Origin of the sequence: Hufsiella arboris, assembly GCF_009834875.1 — a bacterium.
GTDB classification, from domain to species: domain Bacteria; phylum Bacteroidota; class Bacteroidia; order Sphingobacteriales; family Sphingobacteriaceae; genus Hufsiella_A; species Hufsiella_A arboris.
This window is the reverse complement of sequence record NZ_WVHT01000005.1, coordinates 151,857-173,827: the sequence shown is the minus strand read 5'-3', so window position 1 is coordinate 173,827 and position 21,971 is coordinate 151,857. Positions and strand designations below refer to the sequence as shown.

Genomic DNA, 21,971 nt, shown 5'->3' with positions numbered 1-21,971 from the left:
CCTGTGCAATTATTACTTATTTAGCATAAATTAGCCTTTGAATGGTTTACAAACTGAATAAATTATATTTGCACGCTACAATTGTTAAAAGCAACCGCATGCACCTGAAATCTATCTGTTATAGTTTAATTTTCTTTTTCTTCATCACGACAAACTGCTATTCTCAAACGCTCAGTTCACAGAATATACAACAGGTTAAAGTAAGCCAGTTATCCGATCAGCAGGTTTTGCAAATTTGGAAACAATTCGAAGCATCCGGCATGTCAGAGGCACAGGCGACCCAGATCCTTCAGCAAAAAGGACTTCCCGCTACGGAGATCGACGCTTTCAAACAGCGGCTTTTAAAACTTCAGACATCAGCTAAAGTGCCGGCCAAATCTTCCATTTCGAAAACAGATTCAAACACTTTTAAGAGAGACACCATCAAAACTGCTTCACAACAATTTAACAGGAAGAAGTCTTTGGTGTATGGCTACGATTTTTTCAACAATCCAAACTTGAAGTTTGAACCGAACGTGCGGATAGCAACTCCCGCCGGTTATGTGCTCGGCCCTGATGACGAAGTAACTGTTATGCTTACCGGCCTGAACGAAACGACCGTTACAAAAAAGATTTCTCCAGACGGAAATTTGCAGATTCCCTATGCCGGGATCGTTTATTTGAATGGTTACACTATAGACAAGGCCACTTCGATCATCCGTTCTAAAATGGCAAAGGTCTATCCTGGATTAAACTCAGGAGCAACCAAACTTACTGTTAACCTTGGAAACATACGCAGCATACGGGTTATTATTGTTGGGGAAGCAGTACAGCCAGGCACCTATACGGTCTCATCCGTCTCAACTTTATTTAATGTTTTATATCTTTCGGGTGGCCCTAATCAGCGGGGTTCACTTCGGAATATCGAAATAATCCGAGGGAACCGGGTCATTAAAACTGTAGATCTTTACTCATTCCTCCAAAAGGGAATTCTTGAAGGCAACGTTCATTTAAGTGACCAGGATGTGATTCGTATTCCGGTTTATAAAAAGCGTGTCGCAATAGACGGCGAAATAAAAAGGCCGGGCTTATATGAACTGAAAGACACCGAAACGCTGGAAGACCTGATCAACTATGCCGGCGGTTTCAGCGACCTGGCTTACCAGGCTACTGCGAAGGTTTACCAGGTAAACGATAAAGAAAGGAGCGTACGTGATGTGCCTTCCGGTTTGTACGACCGATATGTTCCTAAAAATGCTGATTCCGTATATTTCGAGCCCGTATTAAACCGCTATTCGAACCGCGTAACACTCGAAGGCGCTGTTTATCGCCCGGGAACTTACGAATTGTCGCCGGACTTGACGGTAGGGCAGCTTATCAAGAAAGCCGACGGCGTACGGGAAGATGCATTTCTGACCAATGGCTATGTAAAGCGTACAAAACCCAATCTTGATAAAGAACTGGTACCATTCAACATTAAAGATGTTTTGGCGGGAAATAACGATGTAACGCTTATGCGAGAGGATTCCGTGGTCATCGTTTCAAATGCGGATCTACGGGATGAAATGAGCGTAACCATTGACGGCTTCGTCAGATCACCCGGAACATTTGTTTTCCGGCGGGGAATGCGCCTCGCAGATATAATTTTAATGGCGGGTGGTTTTACCAACGATGCTGCAAGTCATCACGTCGAAATCTCCAGGTTAGTTAAAAATAAAGGAGATGTCTTCTCCAACCAGCTTATAACTTCCATATCACTGGATGTTGATTCAAGTTTGCATACCACAGGTAACGAATCCTTTGGTCTTGAGCCTTTGGATTATATCTATGTGCCGCGCTCTGTGAATTATCATGCCATCGGAAACGTGGCGGTTAAAGGCGAAGTATTATTTCCTGGCGACTATACACTCCAGCGCCGTAATGAAACGCCTATAGACGTGATTAAACGCGCCGGTGGCGTAACGCCGACCGGATCACTGGAAAACGCTGTAATGTATCGCAACGGTATTTTGGTAAACCTCGATCTTACCAACAAAAACAGCCGGGCAACGGGTATGCTTTTACTGCCTGGTGACAGCGTTGTCATTCCACGTCAAACAGATTTCGTGGAAGTTAGCGGGGCAGTTAACAACCCTCAGATGCTACGTTTCAGGTATAAAACATTTAGCTATTACATCAATGCGGCGGGCGGTGTTAAAGAAAACGCACGTTTGAAACATGCGTATGTACAATACCCCAATGGCACCAGTAAACCGGTAAGCACATTCCTCTTTTTTATTCATAACTATCCGAAGGTTCTTCCCGGAAGTAAGATTATGGTACCCGAAAAGTCTCCCGACCTGCGGTTTAAACTTGGCTTCGGTGAGGTCTCAGGTATCGCAACTGCCTTAACAGCGTTGATCGGATTAATCGCAGTAATTTCTAAATAAATGGCTGAAAACGAATCGAAAACACCCCCATATATTTATTCCGAAGAAGACAACTTTTCCTGGAAAGAGACGATAAAGAGGCGGAGAGAGGATTCTCTTTATTTATGGAAAAACCGTAGCAAAATTTTAATCGCGCTAATCATCGGCGCACTATCAGGCGCTTTAACTTCCTGGCTGTGGCCGGTAACCTATACAGCCCGGCTTACCTTTGTGGTCGAAGATCCTAAGGGTATGAGCGGCGGCTCTATGGTCTCCGCTCTGGCTGGCTCATTAGGATTTGACATGGGAAGTATTGGCAATACCTCGGGTTTACTTGCAGGGGACAATGTCCTGGAACTTGTTAAAAGCGAAAAGCTGATCAAAGGATCTCTTCTGACACCTTATAAAGAAAAAAAAACCGATTATACTTTGGCTGATCGTTACTCAGAAGTATATAAGCTAAAAAAGAAATGGCAGGAAAAATATTTGGCTGGCAAGTCACTATCCTTTCCCGCTGATCAGTCTGGCTATTCTCGTCTTCAGGACAGTTTGCTTCAGGTTATGGTCAAACAGGTGAAAGAAAAAGAACTTTCCATCAGCAAGCCTGATAAAAAACTCACTTTTTTTGAGCTTAATATTACGACTCGTGACGAGCGTGTATCTCAGCTACTTTGCGAAAGGTTGTTGAAATCGTCAGCTGATTTTTATATCAGCAATAAAACAGCTAAGCTTAAAAAGAATGTGGACGGACTTCAGAAAAGGGCCGACAGCCTCGCCCGGCTTCTGAACAGGAAAACATATTCAGCCTCCGCAGCTTCCGGAGCACTGCTAGATCTTAACCCAGCGTATACAACCGCCAATGTAAGTTCCGAATTACAGGAGCGGGATAAAGTGACTCTTTCAACTATCTACTCGGAAGTAATTAAGAACCTGGAAGTAAGCAAAACAATGCTTGTGCAGGAAACTCCGGCTTTTCAAATGGTCGATGAACCGGAATTGCCGCTCAAAAAAAATCGGTTCGGCTATGGTAAAGGTATCGCGCTGGGCGTCTTCCTTTTTGCTGTCTTTTATTGTTCAATAGCCTTGTTAAAAAGATCAATGGATCAAAATTGATTATTTCCCTATCGCAATATGCAAAGCGATTTTTTGCCACATATATCCCTTGTTGTCGAGGCTTAAAAAACTCTTTAACATGTTCTTCTTTTGTTGCGGTATTTCTGCCTGGTACTGTTCATAAAAGGCCTTGACTAAGCGCATCTGATCTTTAAGTAAATTTTCACCTCTAATTGCCGCAGTCAATTCTTTCATAAGCCGAACCGCTCTTCGATCTTTCTTTTTCCCGGCCTGAAAAGTAATATTTTTATCATGCTGGCGATATCGCACCAAAGGCACATCAATCTTGTATACATTGCCAAATGTAAAAGCGCAAAGCCCAAGCCATGCGTCGTGCAATACACCTTTGGCGGGAATATCAGCGACGAACCTTCTCATTTCCGGATTCATAAGCATCGTGCAGCCTGCTATCGGATTTTTAAACAGGACGGTATCAAACGTATGCTGGTATTTATCCAAAAGCATGGTCTCCCAAAAGGATCGGTATCTGAAGTCCCCACTTTCTGTTATTACTTCCAGATCTGAGTAGCAGGTTGCCGGCACATTATCTGTTAATAATCCGGTTCTTATTCCGTGCTCCAGTTTCTCCGGTAACCAGATATCGTCCTGGTCGGCAAAGGCTATATACGTGTTTTCCTTTGTCAGAGAAACGCCTTTTTTAAAATTAGCCACTACGCCAAGGGTGCGTTCGTTCTTATATATTTTTATGAAACTATATTTTAATGCAAATTCTTCTAAAATGGCAACGGTGCCATCGGTTGAACCATCATCACAAATAATGATTTCTGCAGGCGGAAAAGTTTGACTTATAATTGATTGTAATTGCTCAGCCAAAAATCTTTCTCCGTTATAAGTGGCCATTACCACCGATATTTCTCCATGACCGTTCATGACGAAGACCTAACAAGTCCTGCCTTTGATAATAAAGACCGGTAAGTCTTAACTAAAAGCTCATCTTTAAACACAATCAATTGCAAAGAGAAATACGAAACAACGCATAATAATATTGATATAAGCAATATGATAATTTCATTGCCCGTAAAATGTTTTATAAGAATAATAATGGGAATAAAAATCAATGAGCTGCAAAACGCCTTAAACAATAAACTCGTCTTAAAACTGAAGTTAAAATGTTTTTTCAGATAGAGGTAGTAAAGTACGTTTACAACCACTTCGGAACTTATGTTAGCTATCGCGCCACCCACCTCTTTAAGTGTCGGAACGAGTATTACATTAAGCAAAAGACAGCATAATACTCCGCCTAGCGAAGCAAAAAACATTTGACGGCCCAAACCGAATGGCACCAGCATTTGAAAAGATAGCAGATGGCCCAGGCCTACGAGAAACGGCACGATTGCAAGTATTTGCATAGGTAAAATCGCATCCCGGAACGCTGCCCCGGAAAATACCTCTATAAACTCCGGGGCCAGCAGGAAAAGTCCGGTCGCGACGGGCACAGCAATTAAAGCCAGGAAATCGAATGACTCCGCAAGTTTGTCATTGACTTTAAGGCGGTCATTTTTACTGAATGCAGCTGATATCTGCGGGATTAAAATAGTTCCAAAAGAAACGATCAGCGGGATAGATATCTTGGTTAATTTAACGGCGGCAGTATATAAGCCTACAGATCGTTCATTCGCTAGAAATCCAAGTAACACAGTATCAAGAATGGTATATATGCTTGCTGCCAGGCCTGTACCCAAAATATATAGCAATGGTTTAAGATGCTGTTTTAAATTCAGGCCGGATAACGTGAACTTAACATGCCGCCCCGCCAGCAACAGGCTTATTAAATTATTGCCGACCATGGAAAAAACGAGGATATACAGGTAATTATAATAATCCGAGGATTGTCTCACAAATAAAAACAGCAAGACAAGCGATATCATTTTGATAAAAACAGACCTGATTGAAATAAGCCTGAATTCTTCTATCCCGGAATAGAACCAGTCAATAGTTGTGAAGCCAAGATATAATACGATACCTCCTGCAAGATAGATCTGCAGATCTGCTCTAAAAAAAGGAACGAAATATATGAGTAATAAGTAGGCTACTGAGAGAACAAGGCAAGCTATGAAGTATAAACTAAGCAGCTCGGAAAATACAACGGACAATCTTCCTTTGTCATCGCGGCTCGTTGCCGTTTTGGCAATTCCGTAAAGTGGTATCCCGAGAGCTGCAAGCATTCCGAAATACATAGCAAAAGATATTACAAACTGCACTTTCCCGATGCCCTCCGGCCCGAGTATATGTGAGGCATATGGAAAGGATAGTATAGGAAAAAGTATATTAGAAACAGAAAGGAGTAAATTATAGATATAATTTTTTCTCATTAAAACCTGTATGATACACCTAATTGTGCAGCAAAGTTATGAGAATCCCAACCTGATTTAAAAAAACTATACTCTTCCGGCCGGTCGTATAAAAACCATTCGTAATTGAGTGAATGAACCGCCGTTAACTTAGCGTTCAATAATAGATTCTTAAAATTCCATTCGCCATAAACGGAGTAGTTCAGATCGACCCAATGCCGGCGTGGGTCATTTGTTTTGGAGTAAGGGGAATAAGTGGAATAAGCGTAATAATAAAAATCGTTATTATGCAGGTACCGTTCAAATTGTACACCTAAATGTTTTAAGCCGCTAAACCAGCTTACGTCAACTGATTGAAGATTTCCGCCAGGCCCGATGCCCGCACCCAAAACCTGTCCCTGGTTTGTATAGCCCTGCCTGATCTGGCTATGAACATACCAGGCTCCCCCATCCCGGATAGTCCGGTTAGCCGACTGGTCCATCTGGGTAAGTTCAACGCTGGTAAGTATATACTCATCCTTGTGTTTATTTAAAGGAATAGCTTTTCTGAAACCTAAAAGATAGGCACGCGTATGATCAGGCTCAAGTATGAAGTCCCTGAAATCTTCTGCATGGTCGTTCCTGCCGTATTCAGCGTAAATCTCGGCCTTGGCATCTGTCCACAGCCATCTGAAAAATAACGAGGTCAGCTGGTCGCGCTCTTTATTATACTCGTCGGTATCGATCTTTTGAAACGCTTGGAAAAGGGGAAAATAATCACCGAAACCATGTACGTCACTATGATACATTTGGAAAGCCCTGGTCATTCCCAAAGTCAATCCCGGAACCCATTTAGGCTGGTAGGTAAAAACATATCCGGTAAAATAACGCCATTCATCACGCTTAGGCTGGTAAAGTACCGAACCGTTAAACACCCTGTTGATTTCTGGCGGGAACATTCCTGAGTTCTCCAGTTTACCTGCTACGATTTGCCCCTCAAACGAACCAATATATGACCTGATCGGCTTACTGGTGTTTAATGTTATATGTTTAAATCCGGCCGCGTTATTACTCATTAAGAGAGAATTTCGTACACCCGGACCCCACCATAGGTTTTCGTTAGATATGCCTAAAGAAACAGGATCAAATGTTAACCGAACACTGCTCTGTCCCCAGTTCGCTTTACTATAGGATGAGGTTCCGAAGCGCTCCGGGTTATCAATAACATTTAATGTTGTACTATAATATGCGGCCCAAATCTCATCATAATGCTCATTGGGAAATCCCTCAAAATATTGATTCTGCGCCCAAACAAACTCTGGCCGCAACTGAACACTTAAAGGTCCGTATTTCGCGAAAAATCCGCCGCTCACAACCGTCTGGTAACCGGCTGCAGGAATCATCGAACCATCATTCCACCCGTACGGATAATTTGAATTATATTGCTGTTGCCAGTTCAGCGGAAGCAATTTGATAACTCCACGGCCACTATCGAATGACGCAGATCCATTGAATTTTAAAAAAGTATTATCTTTCAGGATACTGTCCTGGTAAACATCGTTTAGCCCTTTGATATCAGACTGGAACAACGGCCGCACACTGAAAGATAAGGATGAATCAACTTCATTCAGAAGCTGCTGTCTTCTTAAATAATCTTCAAGCAAAGGAGTGCCTACCGGCAACGATTGAGCGAACAGCCGGCAGCTGGCAAAAAAAAACAATAAACAAATCGGGTAACGGAGATTCCTCATGAAGTTCGTTAATTTTTATATACGACAGTTTTGACTCTTAAATTGTCGACAGACCAGCTCGCATCGCATTTTTTATCCGACGCGTCCGCATGCTCTAACTGACCGTAGCAACCTAGTGTAAAGGAGTTTTGTGTATGATAGATCGACTTTTCAATTCTGTAAACAGCTGTCCCGCCACTTACGCCCTGTAATGAGCAAACTCCGTCAAGGGTTTTATCGATTGCATTTGTATAGGGAAGATTGCCTGCAAAAGGTAAATAGGTTTTAGGAAAGGACTGACGTACGCCCGCCGTATCAGTTTGATTGGTATTGGCAAATGTAGTATAAATATAATTTGCATTATCCATGTCCATGATCCATATATCAGGGCCAAAAGGCGCGGGCGCGTTTCCGTTCCATGAATCATGAATGTACAGGTCGAAACTTACGCGGATCATATCATGCTTGGGAAGATCTGAAAGCACCAGGTTAAACCCGCTTTCCTCGTAACGCCCCAATACCTTGGAGCCATTATAGGTATCTATTCGTCCATTAACTATTGCGTTAAGACTGCCCTTATCGAAATCATTTTCATATACAGTCTCTTGAGTAGCCAGGTCTTTCGTACAGGAAGGTATCGTTAATACAAAAACGAGGAAAAATATTAATCTTATAAAATAATGCATGTTTTAAATCAGGAAACTATCGCTATCGTGTTATGATCCAATTCTTCATAAACTGAATTCTTACTGATAAATTCAGGAACCAGTTCCTTCATTTTAATAACCACTTCACGGTCATTATATTCACAGCTTAGCTTGATAAGTGCTTCAATTTTCGCGTTGACACTTTCGAAATGATATTCTCTCGTCCGGGCTACCATAATCTTTTCATGATGGGTAGGCATGGTATTTTCCAGGTCGTTCAATAATTCCTCATAAAGTTTTTCACCGGGACGAAGGCCACTGAATTCAATTTTGATATCCTGGTTTGGAATTAATCCCGATAGGCGTACCATTTTTTTAGCAAGTTCAAAGATCTTGACAGATTTACCCATGTCAAATACAAATATTTCACCACCGTTGCCCATTGATCCTGCTTCCAGCACCAGGCGGCAAGCCTCTGGAATGGTCATAAAGTATCGTGTAATTTCGGGATGTGTTACTGTAATCGGTCCCCCGCTTTGAATCTGTTGCTTAAAACGGGGAATAACAGAGCCGTTTGAACCAAGAACATTCCCAAAACGTGTCGTAATAAATTTGGTTACCTGCTGGTCTTTCTGTCCGTTTAAGTGGCTTAAACCATTGGTATATCGAACATTCGCATACTTGAAAGAATTGTAAAGTGACTGCACATAAATCTCCGCGATACGCTTGGAAGCACCCATAACATTAGTCGGATTGACCGCTTTATCTGTCGAGATCATTACAAATTTCCTGACGCCGTATTTAACCGCCAGGTCTGCCATAATTTGCGTACCCATCACGTTCGTGCGAATCGCTTCTGCCGGATTATTCTCCATCATCGGGACATGCTTGTATGCAGCAGCATGATATACATAGTGAGGTGCGAAGGTCTTAAACAGTAATTCCATCCGGAACTTATCACGCACATCACCGATAAACGTATGGAAAACGTTTGTAAGATTATTATCCTGTAACTCAAGCTGAAGTTCGTGAAGCGGCGACTCAGACTGGTCGTTCAAAATGATCATCTGCGGTGCGAAACGCGTAAGCTGCCGAACGATTTCGCTTCCGATAGACCCGGCCGCGCCGGTAACAAGCACCCGCTTACCTTTAATCTGTTCGCCGATTACATCGTTGTGAATTTCTATCGGTTCACGTTCGAGAAGATCCTCGATCTTAATATCCTGGATCTGGTTTGTATGAATGTGTCCGTTAACCCAGGCTGGTACAGGCGGCAAGGTGGAAATCTTAATATCATTTTCCAGACAAAAATCTACGATCCGGTTCTTTTTTTCCGGTCCTATGTTGGCGGCTATCAGCAAGTCATGAACGGCATTTTGACCAACAAGGTTTCGCAAATTGGATGAATGAAAAATTTTCACCCCATCGATTACCTTTCCACTCTTCCGCTCATCATCATCGATAAAAGCCAGAACGTTCATATTTACACGGTCTTCATGATCCAAAGTACGCTTCAATGCAATACCTGTTTCTCCGGCGCCATATATAATCACTTTCCGTTTATCCAGGCGGAGGTTTTTAATGTACATGAAGAAATATTTAACCAACACCCGGTAAGTGATGAGGAACAGAAAACTGCATAACCCGGTAATAATCACGACGACGTTGGAAATAATGATCTGCCGGTTAAAAGCTAAAAGGAAAAGATTGCAGATAATAAAGAACGAATTACTGATCGCAATGCTATATAAAATTCGAAATGAGTCCTGGGCACTAGTATACCTAACGATCCCGGCATAGGTTTTTAAACCAAAAAAAACGGCACTGTTAATTAAAGTAAATATCAGGAGGTTCTGGCTTAACTCATTCAGATTGATCTGCGAGGCCTCGAGGTTATAGCGGATAAAATAAGCAAAAATCAGGGAAAAGGCACAAATGCTAAGGTCTATGCAGAAGATGATCCAACGAGGGACAATGTTGATTCGGGTAAACATTTTCCTATAAGTTCATAATAGATATAGAGCAAATATAAAAGTTTTCTATCTTTTTTAAGAGAATCTTACGATAATGCCCAAACTCACCGTTAATCTATTTTACCTTGATAACTTCTTTCTGTAAGATTTGTTTTCCCTCAAGAGTGATTCTGATGAGAATGAATGCGATACCGCTTAGGACAGTAACTGAAACTGTAAGCCAAATATTATTTGAATTCGAGAGAGACAGGCTTATTACCATGCAGTTAACGAGTAGTTGCATTACGCTGTAAAGTGCCGCAACGAGCAGATGAGGCCAGCGTTTACTGTTCGCAAGAAATTGATAAAAATGTGAACGATGAGCTTCTGTAATTTTTTCATTACGAGACAATCTGAATAAAACGGTTGTAACCGCGTCGAGCCCATATACTAAAAGTAAAAGAATATACAGGAAATTGCCCGTTTTAGTAATAAGCTGCAGCGTAAAAAAAATGATTATAAATGCAACGCTTACGCTTCCCACGTCTCCGGCAAAACATTTGGCTTTTCTTCTGAAATTGAAAAAGTTAAATACCAATACTGACAGAATAACTAATACTATTAACTGATAATCTGTAAATTCTGCAACGTAATGATTAATATACAATAAGCTTAATAACGCAATTAAACTGTAACCGCCGGTGATGCCATTAATGCCGTCCATAAAATTATAGGCGTTGATAGTCGCTATCACCAGGACAAGAATGGGCAGATACCAGTACCAGGCAAGCGACAACGGCAGCTGCATAAGCATCAACGAAACAGATGCAAATTGAATGAAAGTACGTATCCCTGGTTTTAATTCCTTAAAATCATCAATAAAACTTACCAGGCTAACCAGAAACAACCCTAACGCAAAATACGGGTAACTAAACCCCGAAATTCCGAACCACAAAATTATTGCTAAAGGAAATATGATCCCTCCTCCCCGGATTGTCAGTTTAGTATGTGAACTTCTGTGATTGGGTTTATCAATGATATTATAACGGTCCGCTATTCGAAAATAAGCTAACTCAAGTATAAAAAACAAAATAAGGTAGATGCCGTAGATCATGCGGCAAAGATAATATCTTAGCGGAAAGAGCGGATTGTTTTTAAAATGCCTTTACGGGCAGTTACCGGCAGCTCCATTCCTAAGACTGATTTAATTTTTGAATTGTCTACCACATAATTCTCAGTGAGCTTTTGCAGTTTTTCAGAGTTTAAGGGCATGCCCATTAGATCTCCAAGCTTTGCCAGCCCTAGGATGATCCGCTTATTAATGTTCAACAATCTTGGTTTTAATTCCGCACCTTCTGCAATTATTGAGATTAATTCGTTTGTTGACAGGGATTCGTCATCTGCCACATTATATATTCCCGATGGAATGTCATCGCGCTCCAAGATCTCTTTTATAATAAAACAGAGGTTATCAATACTCAAAAATGATCGCTTATTGTCAAATGCTGTTAAGGGATAGGGAATACCTTTTGAAATAAATTTAAAAAGCAGGTTCAAATTGCCTTTGTTTCCCGGCCCATGAATCATACAGGGACGCAGAATATAATAAGATTTGCCCTCTGGTAAAGGCTGCGATTGAATATATTCCTCAGCTATAAATTTTGATTTGCCGTAATGGGTTTCAGGACTTGGAATAAAATCTTCTGTAAGAATACCATCGACTTTATCAGCGGCTGCTTTTACAGAACTTATAAAAATGAATTTAGTCGCTTCTGATTGGAGAAAGGTGTCATATAGTTTTTTGGTTAAATCGTAGTTTACCTTATAATATTCATCAGGCTCAGATGTATTTTTCAGGTCATGGGCTTTGCCGGCGAGATGAATGATAGCTGCTGAACGTGAAAAAAACTCAGCTGGTAGTCCGTATAATTCCTTTCTGGAAGGAAGAACGGTTTCAATGAAAGCATCTCTAAGATAGGCAATTAAATTTTGACCGACAAACCCCGAAGAGCCAGATATAATTACCTTATTTTTCAACAACATCTTGAATCACCTTTTTCCACTTTTTGCCCAAGTTATCTATATTGTAATTTTCTCTAATCATATAAAAGGCATTCTTCCTTCTTTGCTTCAGAAGATCATTGTCATTTAAAAGATTTTTTACACAGTTGTAAAAATCACTTGATATTTCTTTATAAGGTCTTTCTTCTATAATGCTCTGCAGATAGTTAAGGTTTAACTCTTCTTTGCTATTGAATGGAGAATTATTAACTACCCAGCCAGCCTCTAAACCTTTAACTAATGCCGCCAGATCGGACCATTCAGGGCAAATAGCCAATATAGCCATGCCGCCGGCCATCATACCATAAGTCTTGCTTGGAAGACATACACTAGCACCACCCGGACTTAAGGAAACTAAGCCTATATGAAAATTACGAATATCTTCTCTCCATTGACTGCTCGGTACAGCAGATATGACTTTTATCGGATACTCCCTTAAGCTATCTGCCAGCATATCTGCCTGAGCGCCACTTACATAAAAGTTAAATTCGACAAAATCAGAAATGTCAGATTGGTATATATATTTAACAGACTCTATAATAGATACTGCATCATGAAGATACCCTAGTTGTCCACCATAATGAATAATCAGTTTCTTAGTATCGAGTTCGGGTACAAAGTCAGATGTATACAAGGTTAGGTCTGTTGAAATATCGATTATTTTTGAAGTTTTTGCAGTTAACCATCGCTTTTCAGCATGCTCTTTTAAAAACTTCCCAAGGTATATAGTTGCATCACATTGAGCTTGGTTAAGCTTAGTAATTTTACCAATAACTTTAGAAGCAATAGAATCTACTTTTATTGCACCTGCTATTTCAATTGCATCAGGATAAAGATCATATAACATGTGAATGACTTTATCCCCTTTCAGGCCTACAATCTTTTTTACCAAATAAGGTGCATAAAATGTATTGCTGGAAACTACAAAAACACTATTACGTTTTCCTATTAATCCTTTATAAATAAGGTAAAACGGATACAAAAAGTACATTTGGATCCTTAACCAAATTTTTTTGAAACTTGACGATTTAGCGAGCTTTCGATAAGTCACCTCAGATATAAGATATAGAGGCTCCACCTCATATCCCCCCCTTTCAATTGTTTTGCATAAGAAGAAGAAGTAATCTATACCTACGCTGCTCGCGACATAAACTTTTACTTTCTTTTCACCCATGACTGATGGATTTCTTCGAACGTATCGTTAAGCGATTTTGTAATATTCCAGTTTGGATAATGTGATTTCATTTTTCTTAAATCACTGTAATAGCAAATATGATCTCCAATTCGATTTCCCTCATTGTATTTATATTTCATAGGCTTACCACTAATAGCAGAAATAATATCAAATGCTTCTAAAATTGAGCAGGTATTTTCTTTGCCTCCTCCTAAATTATAAACTTCCGCAATTCTGGGAGCGCTAATAAACTCCTCAATAAATCTTGCTACATCAAAGGAGTGGATGTTATCCCGAACTTGCTTGCCTTTATAGCCGAATACTGTGTACTCTTTTTCTTCAAGATTACATTTGACGAGATAGCTTAAAAAGCCGTGTAATTCTACACCCGAATGATTCGGACCTGTTAAACAGCCGCCACGTAAACAAACAGTTGGCATATTGAAATATCTACCATACTCCTGCACAGATATGTCTGCAGACACTTTTGATGCTCCAAAAAGCGAATGTTTGGTTTGATCTATACGAAACGTTTCCGGGATACCATTTTCATAACTTACATCAGCATAATCATACCGGGTTTCTAGCTCCACCATTTCAATTTCATTAGGAGCGTCGCCATACACTTTATTTGTTGACATATGTACAAATGGAACATCAGTCCGGTATTGACGAGTAGCTTCCAGTAAATTAAAAGTTCCGACCGCATTTGTATCAAAATCATCGAATGGAATTGATGCAGCACGGTCATGACTTGGTTGCGCGGCTGTGTGAACAATAGCATCTGGCTGTACTGTTTTTATAAGCTCTATAACATGTTTGCGATCACGAATATCTATTTCGTGATGGATGAAATTTTTGAGTTCTGATTGCAGCCTACCCTGATTCCATCTGGTATCGCCGCTTTCACCAAAAAATATAGCTCTTTGATTATTATCTATTCCATGAACTTCCCACCCTAGTTTAGCAAAGTGGATACATACCTCTGATCCTATAAGTCCGGATGATCCGGTTATTAATAATTTATTCATTAATCTTTATGTAACTTTCTATAAATAAGATTTGGGATATATCTTATGATATTAACCCGATATTTAATTTTAGTTCTCAAATTATTTGAACTAACGACTTCGGTTGCGTTTGAAGCATTATTACTATGCTTTCTGTATTTGGTATAAGGATGGTCAATGAATTTAACTTTAAAGAATAAATCGGCGACAAAACCCAACCAGATGTCGTGCATTGGAATATACTGAGGAAATGGCAGTGCGTAATTTAACACACGAGCTCTAAAAGCCATACAACATCCGAAATAAGTGTTTTTTACGAGATTTTTAACTACCCCGGGCCCAGAAGAAACTTTTAAAAAATATGATTCTAATATATCTTCGCCCTCTTCATTTATTATGCTATGGTCTGTTACGACCATATCGTACTGACACAACAGTTTGGTCATGTGTTCTACTTTCCCCTCCACCCAAATGTCATCCTGATCAGCCAAAAAAATAAATTCACCATTGGCTTTTTTAAGAGCATTTTCAAAATTGAAAATAGGATTTTTGAAATTTTGGTTAGAAATTATCTTAATTCTATTATCATTTAGCGAATGAATTACTTTTAAGGTGTCGTCTGTAGATGAGTCGTCAGAAATAATTACTTCATCATCTGTACTTAACTGTTTTAAAATACTTTCAAGTTGTTGTTTAATAAATTTCCCACCATTATAAGAAGCCATACAAACAGATATCATACGCCTTATAATTTGTGATTTGTTAATGAAAAGAAAAATGTTTTTAGATAATAAAAATTTTTGGATTTGTAAGTAAGCTTAATAGCTCGCAAAAAGGTAGTTGCTATATATGCGAATCGTTTTCGTGGTTCGCTTCGAGAAGCCTGCCATGCTCCTTTTAAATAAAAATTGAATCTGATTCTAAATTGAACCTCATTAGTGCTGTCATTACTCGAAAGATTGTGTTCCAATTCAAAGGGCATAAGGTAAAATTGCTTAATGTGTTTTCGTATTCGGTTAATAAAAACAAAATCACTAAAATACAAGGGAACGCTTTCGTCATATCCTCCGGCGTTTCTGACTAAACTAGTTTTGATTAATAGTCCGCTATTTAAAAAAGTTTTTCTATGGAGGTTATTCAGCCCGTTAGGTACATCCTTTAGCAAAAAGCCTTTAGAAAATTTGTAACCGCTTGGTGAAATCATCATTTTATTATGCAACAAGCGTGGAACGCAAAGAGAAACATCATCAGGGACATCGATATTAAACAATTTGCTAAAAAAATTCACTGGTATTTTCGTATCCTGATCTAACAGCAACATCCAGTCGCGTTTACAATACTCAGCATATTTTAAGGCCTCATTGTAAGCCTTACTTACGCCAGGATTAGTAGAATTGTGAATATAATGGATATAACTCGGAATGTCTTCATCCGGCATAAGTGAATTATCATATACGAAAAACTTTAAATCTAAACGCATAGCTTCATCCCTAATGCTCTCGTAGGTTATCGAATTTTTCAGTGTTTGTTCATAAAGAACAATAACTATTAATATTGTCTCACGCTGGATCATAAGAATGAGATTTAGAAGAAATTCGATTTGCTTGGTAGTTCGTCTCGCTTTTTAAAAAATTAAACATCAAAATAACAGTTATCATGCCTGTCGAGCTCATCAACAAGGGGTTTGTTCCAACAATAAACAAGTACGCATAATAGGCGATCAAAATGTAACCTTTATTGTAGTAGAGATCTTTATTCTTGTAATAAATTATAATAGGATAACATAAAATAAAAAGAAATACGCTTGCAACCGGAATGCCGAACCAACGAACAAGTTCTAAATACGATAACTCCGATTGAACTATATAGTCTTTACTGCCTGACGAGTAAAATTTGCTACCTAATCCCTGACCAAACAACAAATATCGGGGATTTTCTTTAAAAAGATCTAGATAGGAATTATAATGACCGGATTTGACATCCGAAGACTCATCGCTATTTTCAAAAGACAATGTCTTTAAAAATTGGAATGTTGCTATTGATAGGAGAATATAGAATATAATTATCCAAAGTTTGTTTTTTCTTAAATTTAGGTAAACGGAAAAATAATAAATTACAATTAATACACCCATTAACATATTAGCCCTCGTTCCGGACACAATCAGAGTGAAAAAAAATAATATCGCCATAAAAAGAGACCTCACTCGTTTATAACCTAAAGTGAAACCATTTGAATAATAGGCTAGTGGAAATACCAGCAATGGCGATGTTCTGTAATACAACATAATGACATCATATCCGTAGAAATTCCTGTTAGAAAACTTTGCGGCATCCTTTAATAAAAGGAAGTCAATCAGCGAAAATGCGGCAACCGGGTTTATTGTAATCAAAAAATAAATCGGTATAATTATTAGGGGTATAATTATACTCAACTTAACTAGGTACGGGCTGATCCGAATATTCGAATCATATAAAATAAAAATTAGAATACAGATACTTACTGATTTCAACATTCCTATTGCAAAAGAGATATCATTGAGGTTCGATTGAATAATAGCACTGGAAATCCCAATAATGGGAATAACTATGAGCGTAAAGACCAAAAAAGCAATATCTTTATTAAATTTAAAGTTCTTCGTTGTTTTAAGGATTAACCAGTTAATTATTATCAAAAGAAATATCGGCATCTTCAGATGAAAGATGAGATCTCCCGGATCTACCAATAATATGAATATCAGTACACCAAAAAGAAACTTCAAACTTGAGTTCAGCATTTAATGTTTTTTTGCTCCGATATTTAATTAAAAATTATCGAAAAGCTAATTTCATTTTCGAGATAAACACAAACATTTTTTTTTGTAAAGTATTCTGCGGCGTTAATTTCAAAAATGATTTCAGATCCAAATTGTCTTTATAACTAATCTCACTTTCGTAAAACTCACTGAAAAGTTTTGCTTGTTCTAAATTAGCCTGCAAATATCGTTTATCTACAAAGAAATGAGTAAAATTAATTTTGATTCTTTGTAAAAAGGATTTACTAGATTTAGACGTTACACTTTTTTCATGCTCCCGATAAAAAATTGTTTGTTCTCTAATTATCTTATGCGTGCCAAAGCTATAGCCAATCAAGGCCAACCAATGATCATGCATAATAACTTTATCAGGCATAACTTTTAACTCATCAGACATTCTTCCATTAATCATAGTGGCGCAGCCCGTGACAACATTTATGATTAGAACGTCCTTAAAAGAACTTTTTTCCGGCTTCAGCCTTAGTCGCTTCCAAAAGGACTGTTCAGTTATATTACCAAAATCATTAATTACTTTTAGGTCTGAGAACACGAGAGAAGGTCTGGTTGATGGTAATTTAATAAGTTCCTCATAACATCGTAATAATTTATTCGGCATCCATATATCATCCTGATCGCAAAATGCGATGAATTCACCTCTGCAATTATTTAACAATTTTTTAAAGGTCTTAACCGGACCTAAATTCACATCATTTTGAATCACCTTAACTGATATATCATCCAAAGCAATTTGCTGGATAATTTCCAGAGATTTATCAGTTGATGCATCATCGATTATTATCAGTTCGCAAGGCTTCAAAATTTGGCGATTTAAAGAGTCTAACAGTTCCACCAGAAATGGCTCACCATTATAAACGGCTAAGGCAACCGAAATATTAGGTTTTATATTTTCCATATCTTGATAGAGTGAAATCCCTAAATCCTTTAAAAATGTATTTTAAGTAATCCCCTTTATGTTCATAGAATCTGATAATCTGATAATACAGGATTACTAAGTTTCTAAGTCTTGAAACAGCCACTTTCGTATCTTTAATAAAATATGTAAAAATTATATATAACCCATTGCGAGTCATGTAATAAAGTCTAATGGGAGGGTGCCGAATTAATGTTTTGTTTTTTGATTTAATGGTGTCATATACTAAAAAGTCATTTCCAAGTTTGTGATTCAAAAAATTATCTCTGGTTTGACGGACTTCAAAGCCTCGCATTCGAAGCAAAACGCAAAATTCATTATCAACTTCGTCAATAAAAAGCTTTTCATTATATCCTCCTACTTTCTTCCAGGCAAGAAGATTAACTACATTGCCAGAGGTAATTATACATGGAGATGAATATGTAGTTTCCTTGGTGATATCAGAACGAAAATAGGATGCGCTGACTATTCCTATTTTAGCATTAGCTAAAATTGAGTCCTCTGCAATTTTAAAAAAATCTTCACTTGATATACGAGAATCCTGATCCATGGTTAGTAACCACTTATAGCCTTTTTGGCTCGCAATGGTACATCCGACATTAAGAGCTTTTGCAATCCCTCTGTTTTCTTTGAAGGGAATGTATGAGACTTTGTTACCGTTGGATATTAATAACTCTTTAATCGCCTTATTATCCGTCAGCGAATTATCAATAATGTAAAGATGATCAAGGCAGTTTAAATATGAAACAATATTATTTATAACATCCTTTTCAGGATTATATAAAACAATCACACCAGCAAAACTTAAATTGGTTGGCATTAGAACAGGCAGTTATATTTTGTTATTTCACCAAACATACTTTTAAATTGCACTCTTATGTATATTATATTTGCCTAATTATTTTCGCAGGATTTCCTCCTATAATCAAATCGGCTTTAAAGCTCTTGGTAACTACCGAATTTGCACCTATGATACAATTGTCTCCAATAAAAACACCTGGAAGAATAATACATCCTTCACCAATCCAAACATTATTTCCAATTAAAATCTTGCCTTTAGATTTCAATGTCCGAGACATTGGCCTTCGATCTAAATCGGAAAAATCCAAATTACCGTGGAAGTGATCTATTATCAAGACTTTGCTGGCAATCAATGTCCCGTCGCCGATTTTGATTTCATTTATGCAACCAATATGGCAGTCTGCATTTATGGTTACGTCGTTTCCAATTTGTATGACAGGTGTGAAATCGTTATCAAGGAATTGCTCGATAGCGTCTATTCTTAAACGCGGACCCGAAACAAAATTGTCTCCGATTGAAACATGTTTCAGCCCGGACGAAGTTATCGGATAACATATTCGAATATTTCTTCCATGTGAACCAATCTGCGTTGAATACCAACCTGAATAGATTCTTATCAATATCTCTTGGCGATACCAATTAATTTCGAATGTAAAGATCCTCGAGCAAACAATCCCTAAAACATATGAGACTCTAAAAATTGTATTCCGAATAATTTCTTTAATAAAGCTAATAGTCATCGAATCAGAAATAAGTTAGAAACTTTCTGGAAAATCTTTAAATAAACTTTAGAAAAAAAATATGGAAGCTTTATTAACGGAAGTATTAAAATCCAGTAATAAATATAATTCACATAAATTTTACGTAAATCCTGAATTGGCATTGTAGACGAAAATTTAGATTGATTCCGTTTCATTGAAATAATATGATGAGGAAAAAAATCAGCTAATAGCTTGTCGTTTATTATCTTTTTTACCACTCGATGATCACCGGCTTTATGGTATGATAGTCGATCTAAAATGTTGTTAAAATTTTCACCGAATACTTTAAACAAATCGTAACCGCCGGTATTGTCTGGCTGCGATCCTACCAACACAGTTTCAACATACATATTAGTTTTTGAATTTAATATTGCCTTGAAAATTAATGATGTTTGAATGAGGCATGTATTTAGATATGTATGCAGCTCATTGAGATCTACAAACTTTTTGTTTACGATGTTTGAAGAAATGAAGGACGAATAAATATTAATTTTCTCCACAAACCCTATCGAATTATCAAAAACCATTTTGTTAACTCTATCTATTACAACACCCTCTTTAAATGCACTGCTTTGTATAAATACGACACCATATTCGTTTTCGGATCCTAAAATTTCTAAGATCCTGCTAATGGCCCCTTCATATAATACATCATCATCGCCTAATGTCAATACATATTTCCCGTTAGCTTCTGCATAACATTGTGCTATATTATAATCAGGCCCTTTATTTTCATTATTTCTCAAATATCTGATCGTCAGTCCACGTTTAACGTACTTTTCTATTATTTCATAAGTATTATCTGTAGAACAGTTATCTGAAATAATTAATTCGATAGGATATTCTTTAAAACCTATTTCTCTTTCTATGTATTCCAAAGACCGATTTAAAAATAAGGAGCGATTATACGTCGGAATACTGATGGTTAACAGAGGATCTTTTAAGACTGATGCCATTCTTGCTTTTTCTTATTAAAAATATATACGCACCAAGTTAAACTTACAAATATCATAATAGAAGTATAACCAATCGTTAAACCATTTACACCAAATACTTTCCCAAAAACCAGAGTAGAGATAGTAGTTAAAATACCTGTAACTACAGATTGAATAACTAATGGTTCTTGCTTATGGCATCTTAAATAAACTGCAAGGCCAAAGATTAACTGACTTACAAAAGTTGATATTGACATAAGGGCCAAGGGTAATAACGGAAGAAAACGATTTGCAACCGGGAAATTATATCCTTTGGTAATGAGTACAAAAAGAATGAATATTGCCAAACAAATAGCACACATTACACAAGCTTGTTTAAGAATAAGATTAAATTTTTCATCAAGCTGAGTATAATCTTTTTTTGCTACTAAGCTCGAAAATAGTGGAATCTTCGTAGTTATCCAAGATATAGATACCGACAAAACACCATTTAACGCGGCCAAAGTCATGCCCATTTGCCCCGCAGCAATTGCACCAGCGGTTGCAAATAAAACAGGATTAAATAGCTGAAAAATAAAATAACCGCTAATCCAGCTTATCGCAATTTTCCATTGATAGGGAAAAATTTCTTTTATGTAATCAACTTTCCATTGATCACCAGATTTCCATATTAATTTCAAAATCTTTATACGTTTTGACAAAAGGATCTGAAGTAAATTAACAAGTATTGAAAACAGTGAAGCAAGCGCTGCAGAATATAATTTAAAATCTAAAATATAAAATATAAAAACTAACGACAGAAACGCACATTTTTGAACAAGACGAAGCTTTGCAATGTCTTTTACAAAACCTAACCCTTCAAAAAATGCAAGAATGGGGTCAATAAACAGATTTAACGAAGTTGTAAGGCAGAGTGAAATCCATGGAAGTTGCCAGTTGATACTAGCGCTTTCCTTGCCATAAAATGAAAAAAATTTTAGGCCAGTTACTATTAAAACAAAAAAAAGAATTATGGAAATAATGCCGAACCATTTTACACAAAAATGCAGCAACGACGACAACCTGGAAAGGTTATACTTATCTCCAGATATAACATAATCATCGTCCCAATTTAAATAGGCACATTCGTGTGCGACATACTGTGTTATAATTCCGCATAAGCCTAATTCAAAGAAAATTTGAACAGCGATAATACTTGCAAATGTGTAATAATATCCTTGTTCAACCCCAGTTAAGAATTTCGTTATAAAGATAATTGATATCACCCCGCCTAACGCCTGAATCACTCTCGTGGCTATTGTAAAAGCTATTGCTCCATCGATGCCTATTCGTGCCGACAGCCGTTTTATTCTAAAATACATGCTTTGTTATTGTGCCTGTAAACCA

At 37.8% G+C, this 21,971-nt stretch carries 18 protein-coding genes; 2 read left to right on the top strand and 16 right to left on the bottom strand.

All coding sequences use genetic code 11. From position 1 onward, the window contains the following. Positions 1 to 41 precede the first annotated feature (41 nt). Positions 42 to 2,408, top strand: coding sequence for an SLBB domain-containing protein (locus GS399_RS12110; RefSeq protein WP_160844903.1), 2,367 nt, complete (start codon positions 42 to 44; stop codon positions 2,406 to 2,408). Beyond that, a complete protein-coding gene (locus tag GS399_RS12105; RefSeq protein WP_160844902.1) occupies positions 2,409 to 3,500 on the top strand; it encodes a hypothetical protein in 1,092 nt (363 codons plus the stop codon). It begins immediately after the preceding gene. Here the strand turns inward: GS399_RS12105 and GS399_RS12100 are convergent, their stop codons facing one another. The 16 genes from GS399_RS12100 to GS399_RS12025 all read right to left on the bottom strand — a co-directional run bounded on the left by GS399_RS12100 (position 3,501) and on the right by GS399_RS12025 (position 21,946). Further along, positions 3,501 to 4,391, bottom strand: coding sequence for a glycosyltransferase family 2 protein (locus GS399_RS12100; protein WP_160844901.1), 891 nt, complete (start codon positions 4,389 to 4,391; stop codon positions 3,501 to 3,503). Next, complete coding sequence (locus GS399_RS12095) at positions 4,388 to 5,833, bottom strand: flippase (protein WP_160844900.1); 1,446 nt, start codon at positions 5,831 to 5,833, stop codon at positions 4,388 to 4,390. The genes GS399_RS12100 and GS399_RS12095 overlap by 4 nt, the downstream gene beginning before the upstream one ends. Then, positions 5,833 to 7,542 carry a capsule assembly Wzi family protein gene (locus GS399_RS12090; RefSeq protein WP_160844899.1) on the bottom strand — a complete coding sequence of 570 codons (1,710 nt, stop codon included), beginning with the start codon at positions 7,540 to 7,542 and terminating at the stop codon, positions 5,833 to 5,835. Before GS399_RS12090 ends, GS399_RS12095 begins: the two co-directional genes overlap by 1 nt. Before the next feature lie 8 nt (positions 7,543 to 7,550). Further along, complete coding sequence (locus GS399_RS12085) at positions 7,551 to 8,207, bottom strand: hypothetical protein (protein ID WP_160844898.1); 657 nt, start codon at positions 8,205 to 8,207, stop codon at positions 7,551 to 7,553. A gap of 8 nt (positions 8,208 to 8,215) precedes the next feature. Continuing rightward, a complete protein-coding gene (locus tag GS399_RS12080; RefSeq protein WP_160844897.1) occupies positions 8,216 to 10,162 on the bottom strand; it encodes a polysaccharide biosynthesis protein in 1,947 nt (648 codons plus the stop codon). A 94-nt stretch (positions 10,163 to 10,256) separates the two neighbouring features. Further along, positions 10,257 to 11,234, bottom strand: a complete 978-nt coding sequence (locus GS399_RS12075) for an MraY family glycosyltransferase (RefSeq protein ID WP_160844896.1) — start codon at positions 11,232 to 11,234, stop codon at positions 10,257 to 10,259. Positions 11,235 to 11,251: 17 nt separating this feature from the next. Further along, a complete protein-coding gene (locus GS399_RS12070) occupies positions 11,252 to 12,163 on the bottom strand; it encodes an NAD-dependent epimerase/dehydratase family protein (RefSeq protein ID WP_160844895.1) in 912 nt (303 codons plus the stop codon). Then, positions 12,147 to 13,355, bottom strand: a complete 1,209-nt coding sequence (locus GS399_RS12065) for a glycosyltransferase family protein (RefSeq protein ID WP_160844894.1) — start codon at positions 13,353 to 13,355, stop codon at positions 12,147 to 12,149. Before GS399_RS12065 ends, GS399_RS12070 begins: the two co-directional genes overlap by 17 nt. After that, positions 13,337 to 14,386 carry an NAD-dependent epimerase/dehydratase family protein gene (locus GS399_RS12060; protein ID WP_160844893.1) on the bottom strand — a complete coding sequence of 350 codons (1,050 nt, stop codon included), beginning with the start codon at positions 14,384 to 14,386 and terminating at the stop codon, positions 13,337 to 13,339. The genes GS399_RS12065 and GS399_RS12060 overlap by 19 nt, the downstream gene beginning before the upstream one ends. After that, positions 14,386 to 15,105, bottom strand: coding sequence for a glycosyltransferase family 2 protein (locus GS399_RS12055; RefSeq protein ID WP_160844892.1), 720 nt, complete (start codon positions 15,103 to 15,105; stop codon positions 14,386 to 14,388). Before GS399_RS12055 ends, GS399_RS12060 begins: the two co-directional genes overlap by 1 nt. 5 nt (positions 15,106 to 15,110) lie before the next feature. Continuing rightward, entirely contained in the window at positions 15,111 to 15,938 is an 828-nt protein-coding gene (locus GS399_RS12050) for a glycosyltransferase family 2 protein (RefSeq protein ID WP_160844891.1), read from the bottom strand. 1,235 nt (positions 15,939 to 17,173) lie between these two features. Further along, positions 17,174 to 18,070 carry a glycosyltransferase gene (locus GS399_RS12045; RefSeq protein WP_160844890.1) on the bottom strand — a complete coding sequence of 299 codons (897 nt, stop codon included), beginning with the start codon at positions 18,068 to 18,070 and terminating at the stop codon, positions 17,174 to 17,176. Beyond that, positions 18,051 to 18,908 carry a glycosyltransferase gene (locus tag GS399_RS12040; protein WP_160844889.1) on the bottom strand — a complete coding sequence of 286 codons (858 nt, stop codon included), beginning with the start codon at positions 18,906 to 18,908 and terminating at the stop codon, positions 18,051 to 18,053. Before GS399_RS12040 ends, GS399_RS12045 begins: the two co-directional genes overlap by 20 nt. 64 nt (positions 18,909 to 18,972) lie before the next feature. Beyond that, positions 18,973 to 19,629 (bottom strand): DapH/DapD/GlmU-related protein, encoded by a 657-nt coding sequence (locus tag GS399_RS12035; RefSeq protein WP_160844888.1) that lies wholly within the window; start codon positions 19,627 to 19,629, stop codon positions 18,973 to 18,975. Beyond that, a complete protein-coding gene (locus tag GS399_RS12030) occupies positions 19,626 to 20,606 on the bottom strand; it encodes a glycosyltransferase family 2 protein (protein ID WP_160844887.1) in 981 nt (326 codons plus the stop codon). Before GS399_RS12030 ends, GS399_RS12035 begins: the two co-directional genes overlap by 4 nt. Beyond that, the gene (locus GS399_RS12025; RefSeq protein WP_160844886.1) at positions 20,591 to 21,946 is read right to left on the bottom strand and encodes an MATE family efflux transporter; all 1,356 of its coding nucleotides are present in this window, start codon (positions 21,944 to 21,946) and stop codon (positions 20,591 to 20,593) included. The genes GS399_RS12030 and GS399_RS12025 overlap by 16 nt, the downstream gene beginning before the upstream one ends. Positions 21,947 to 21,971: the final 25 nt, after the last annotated feature.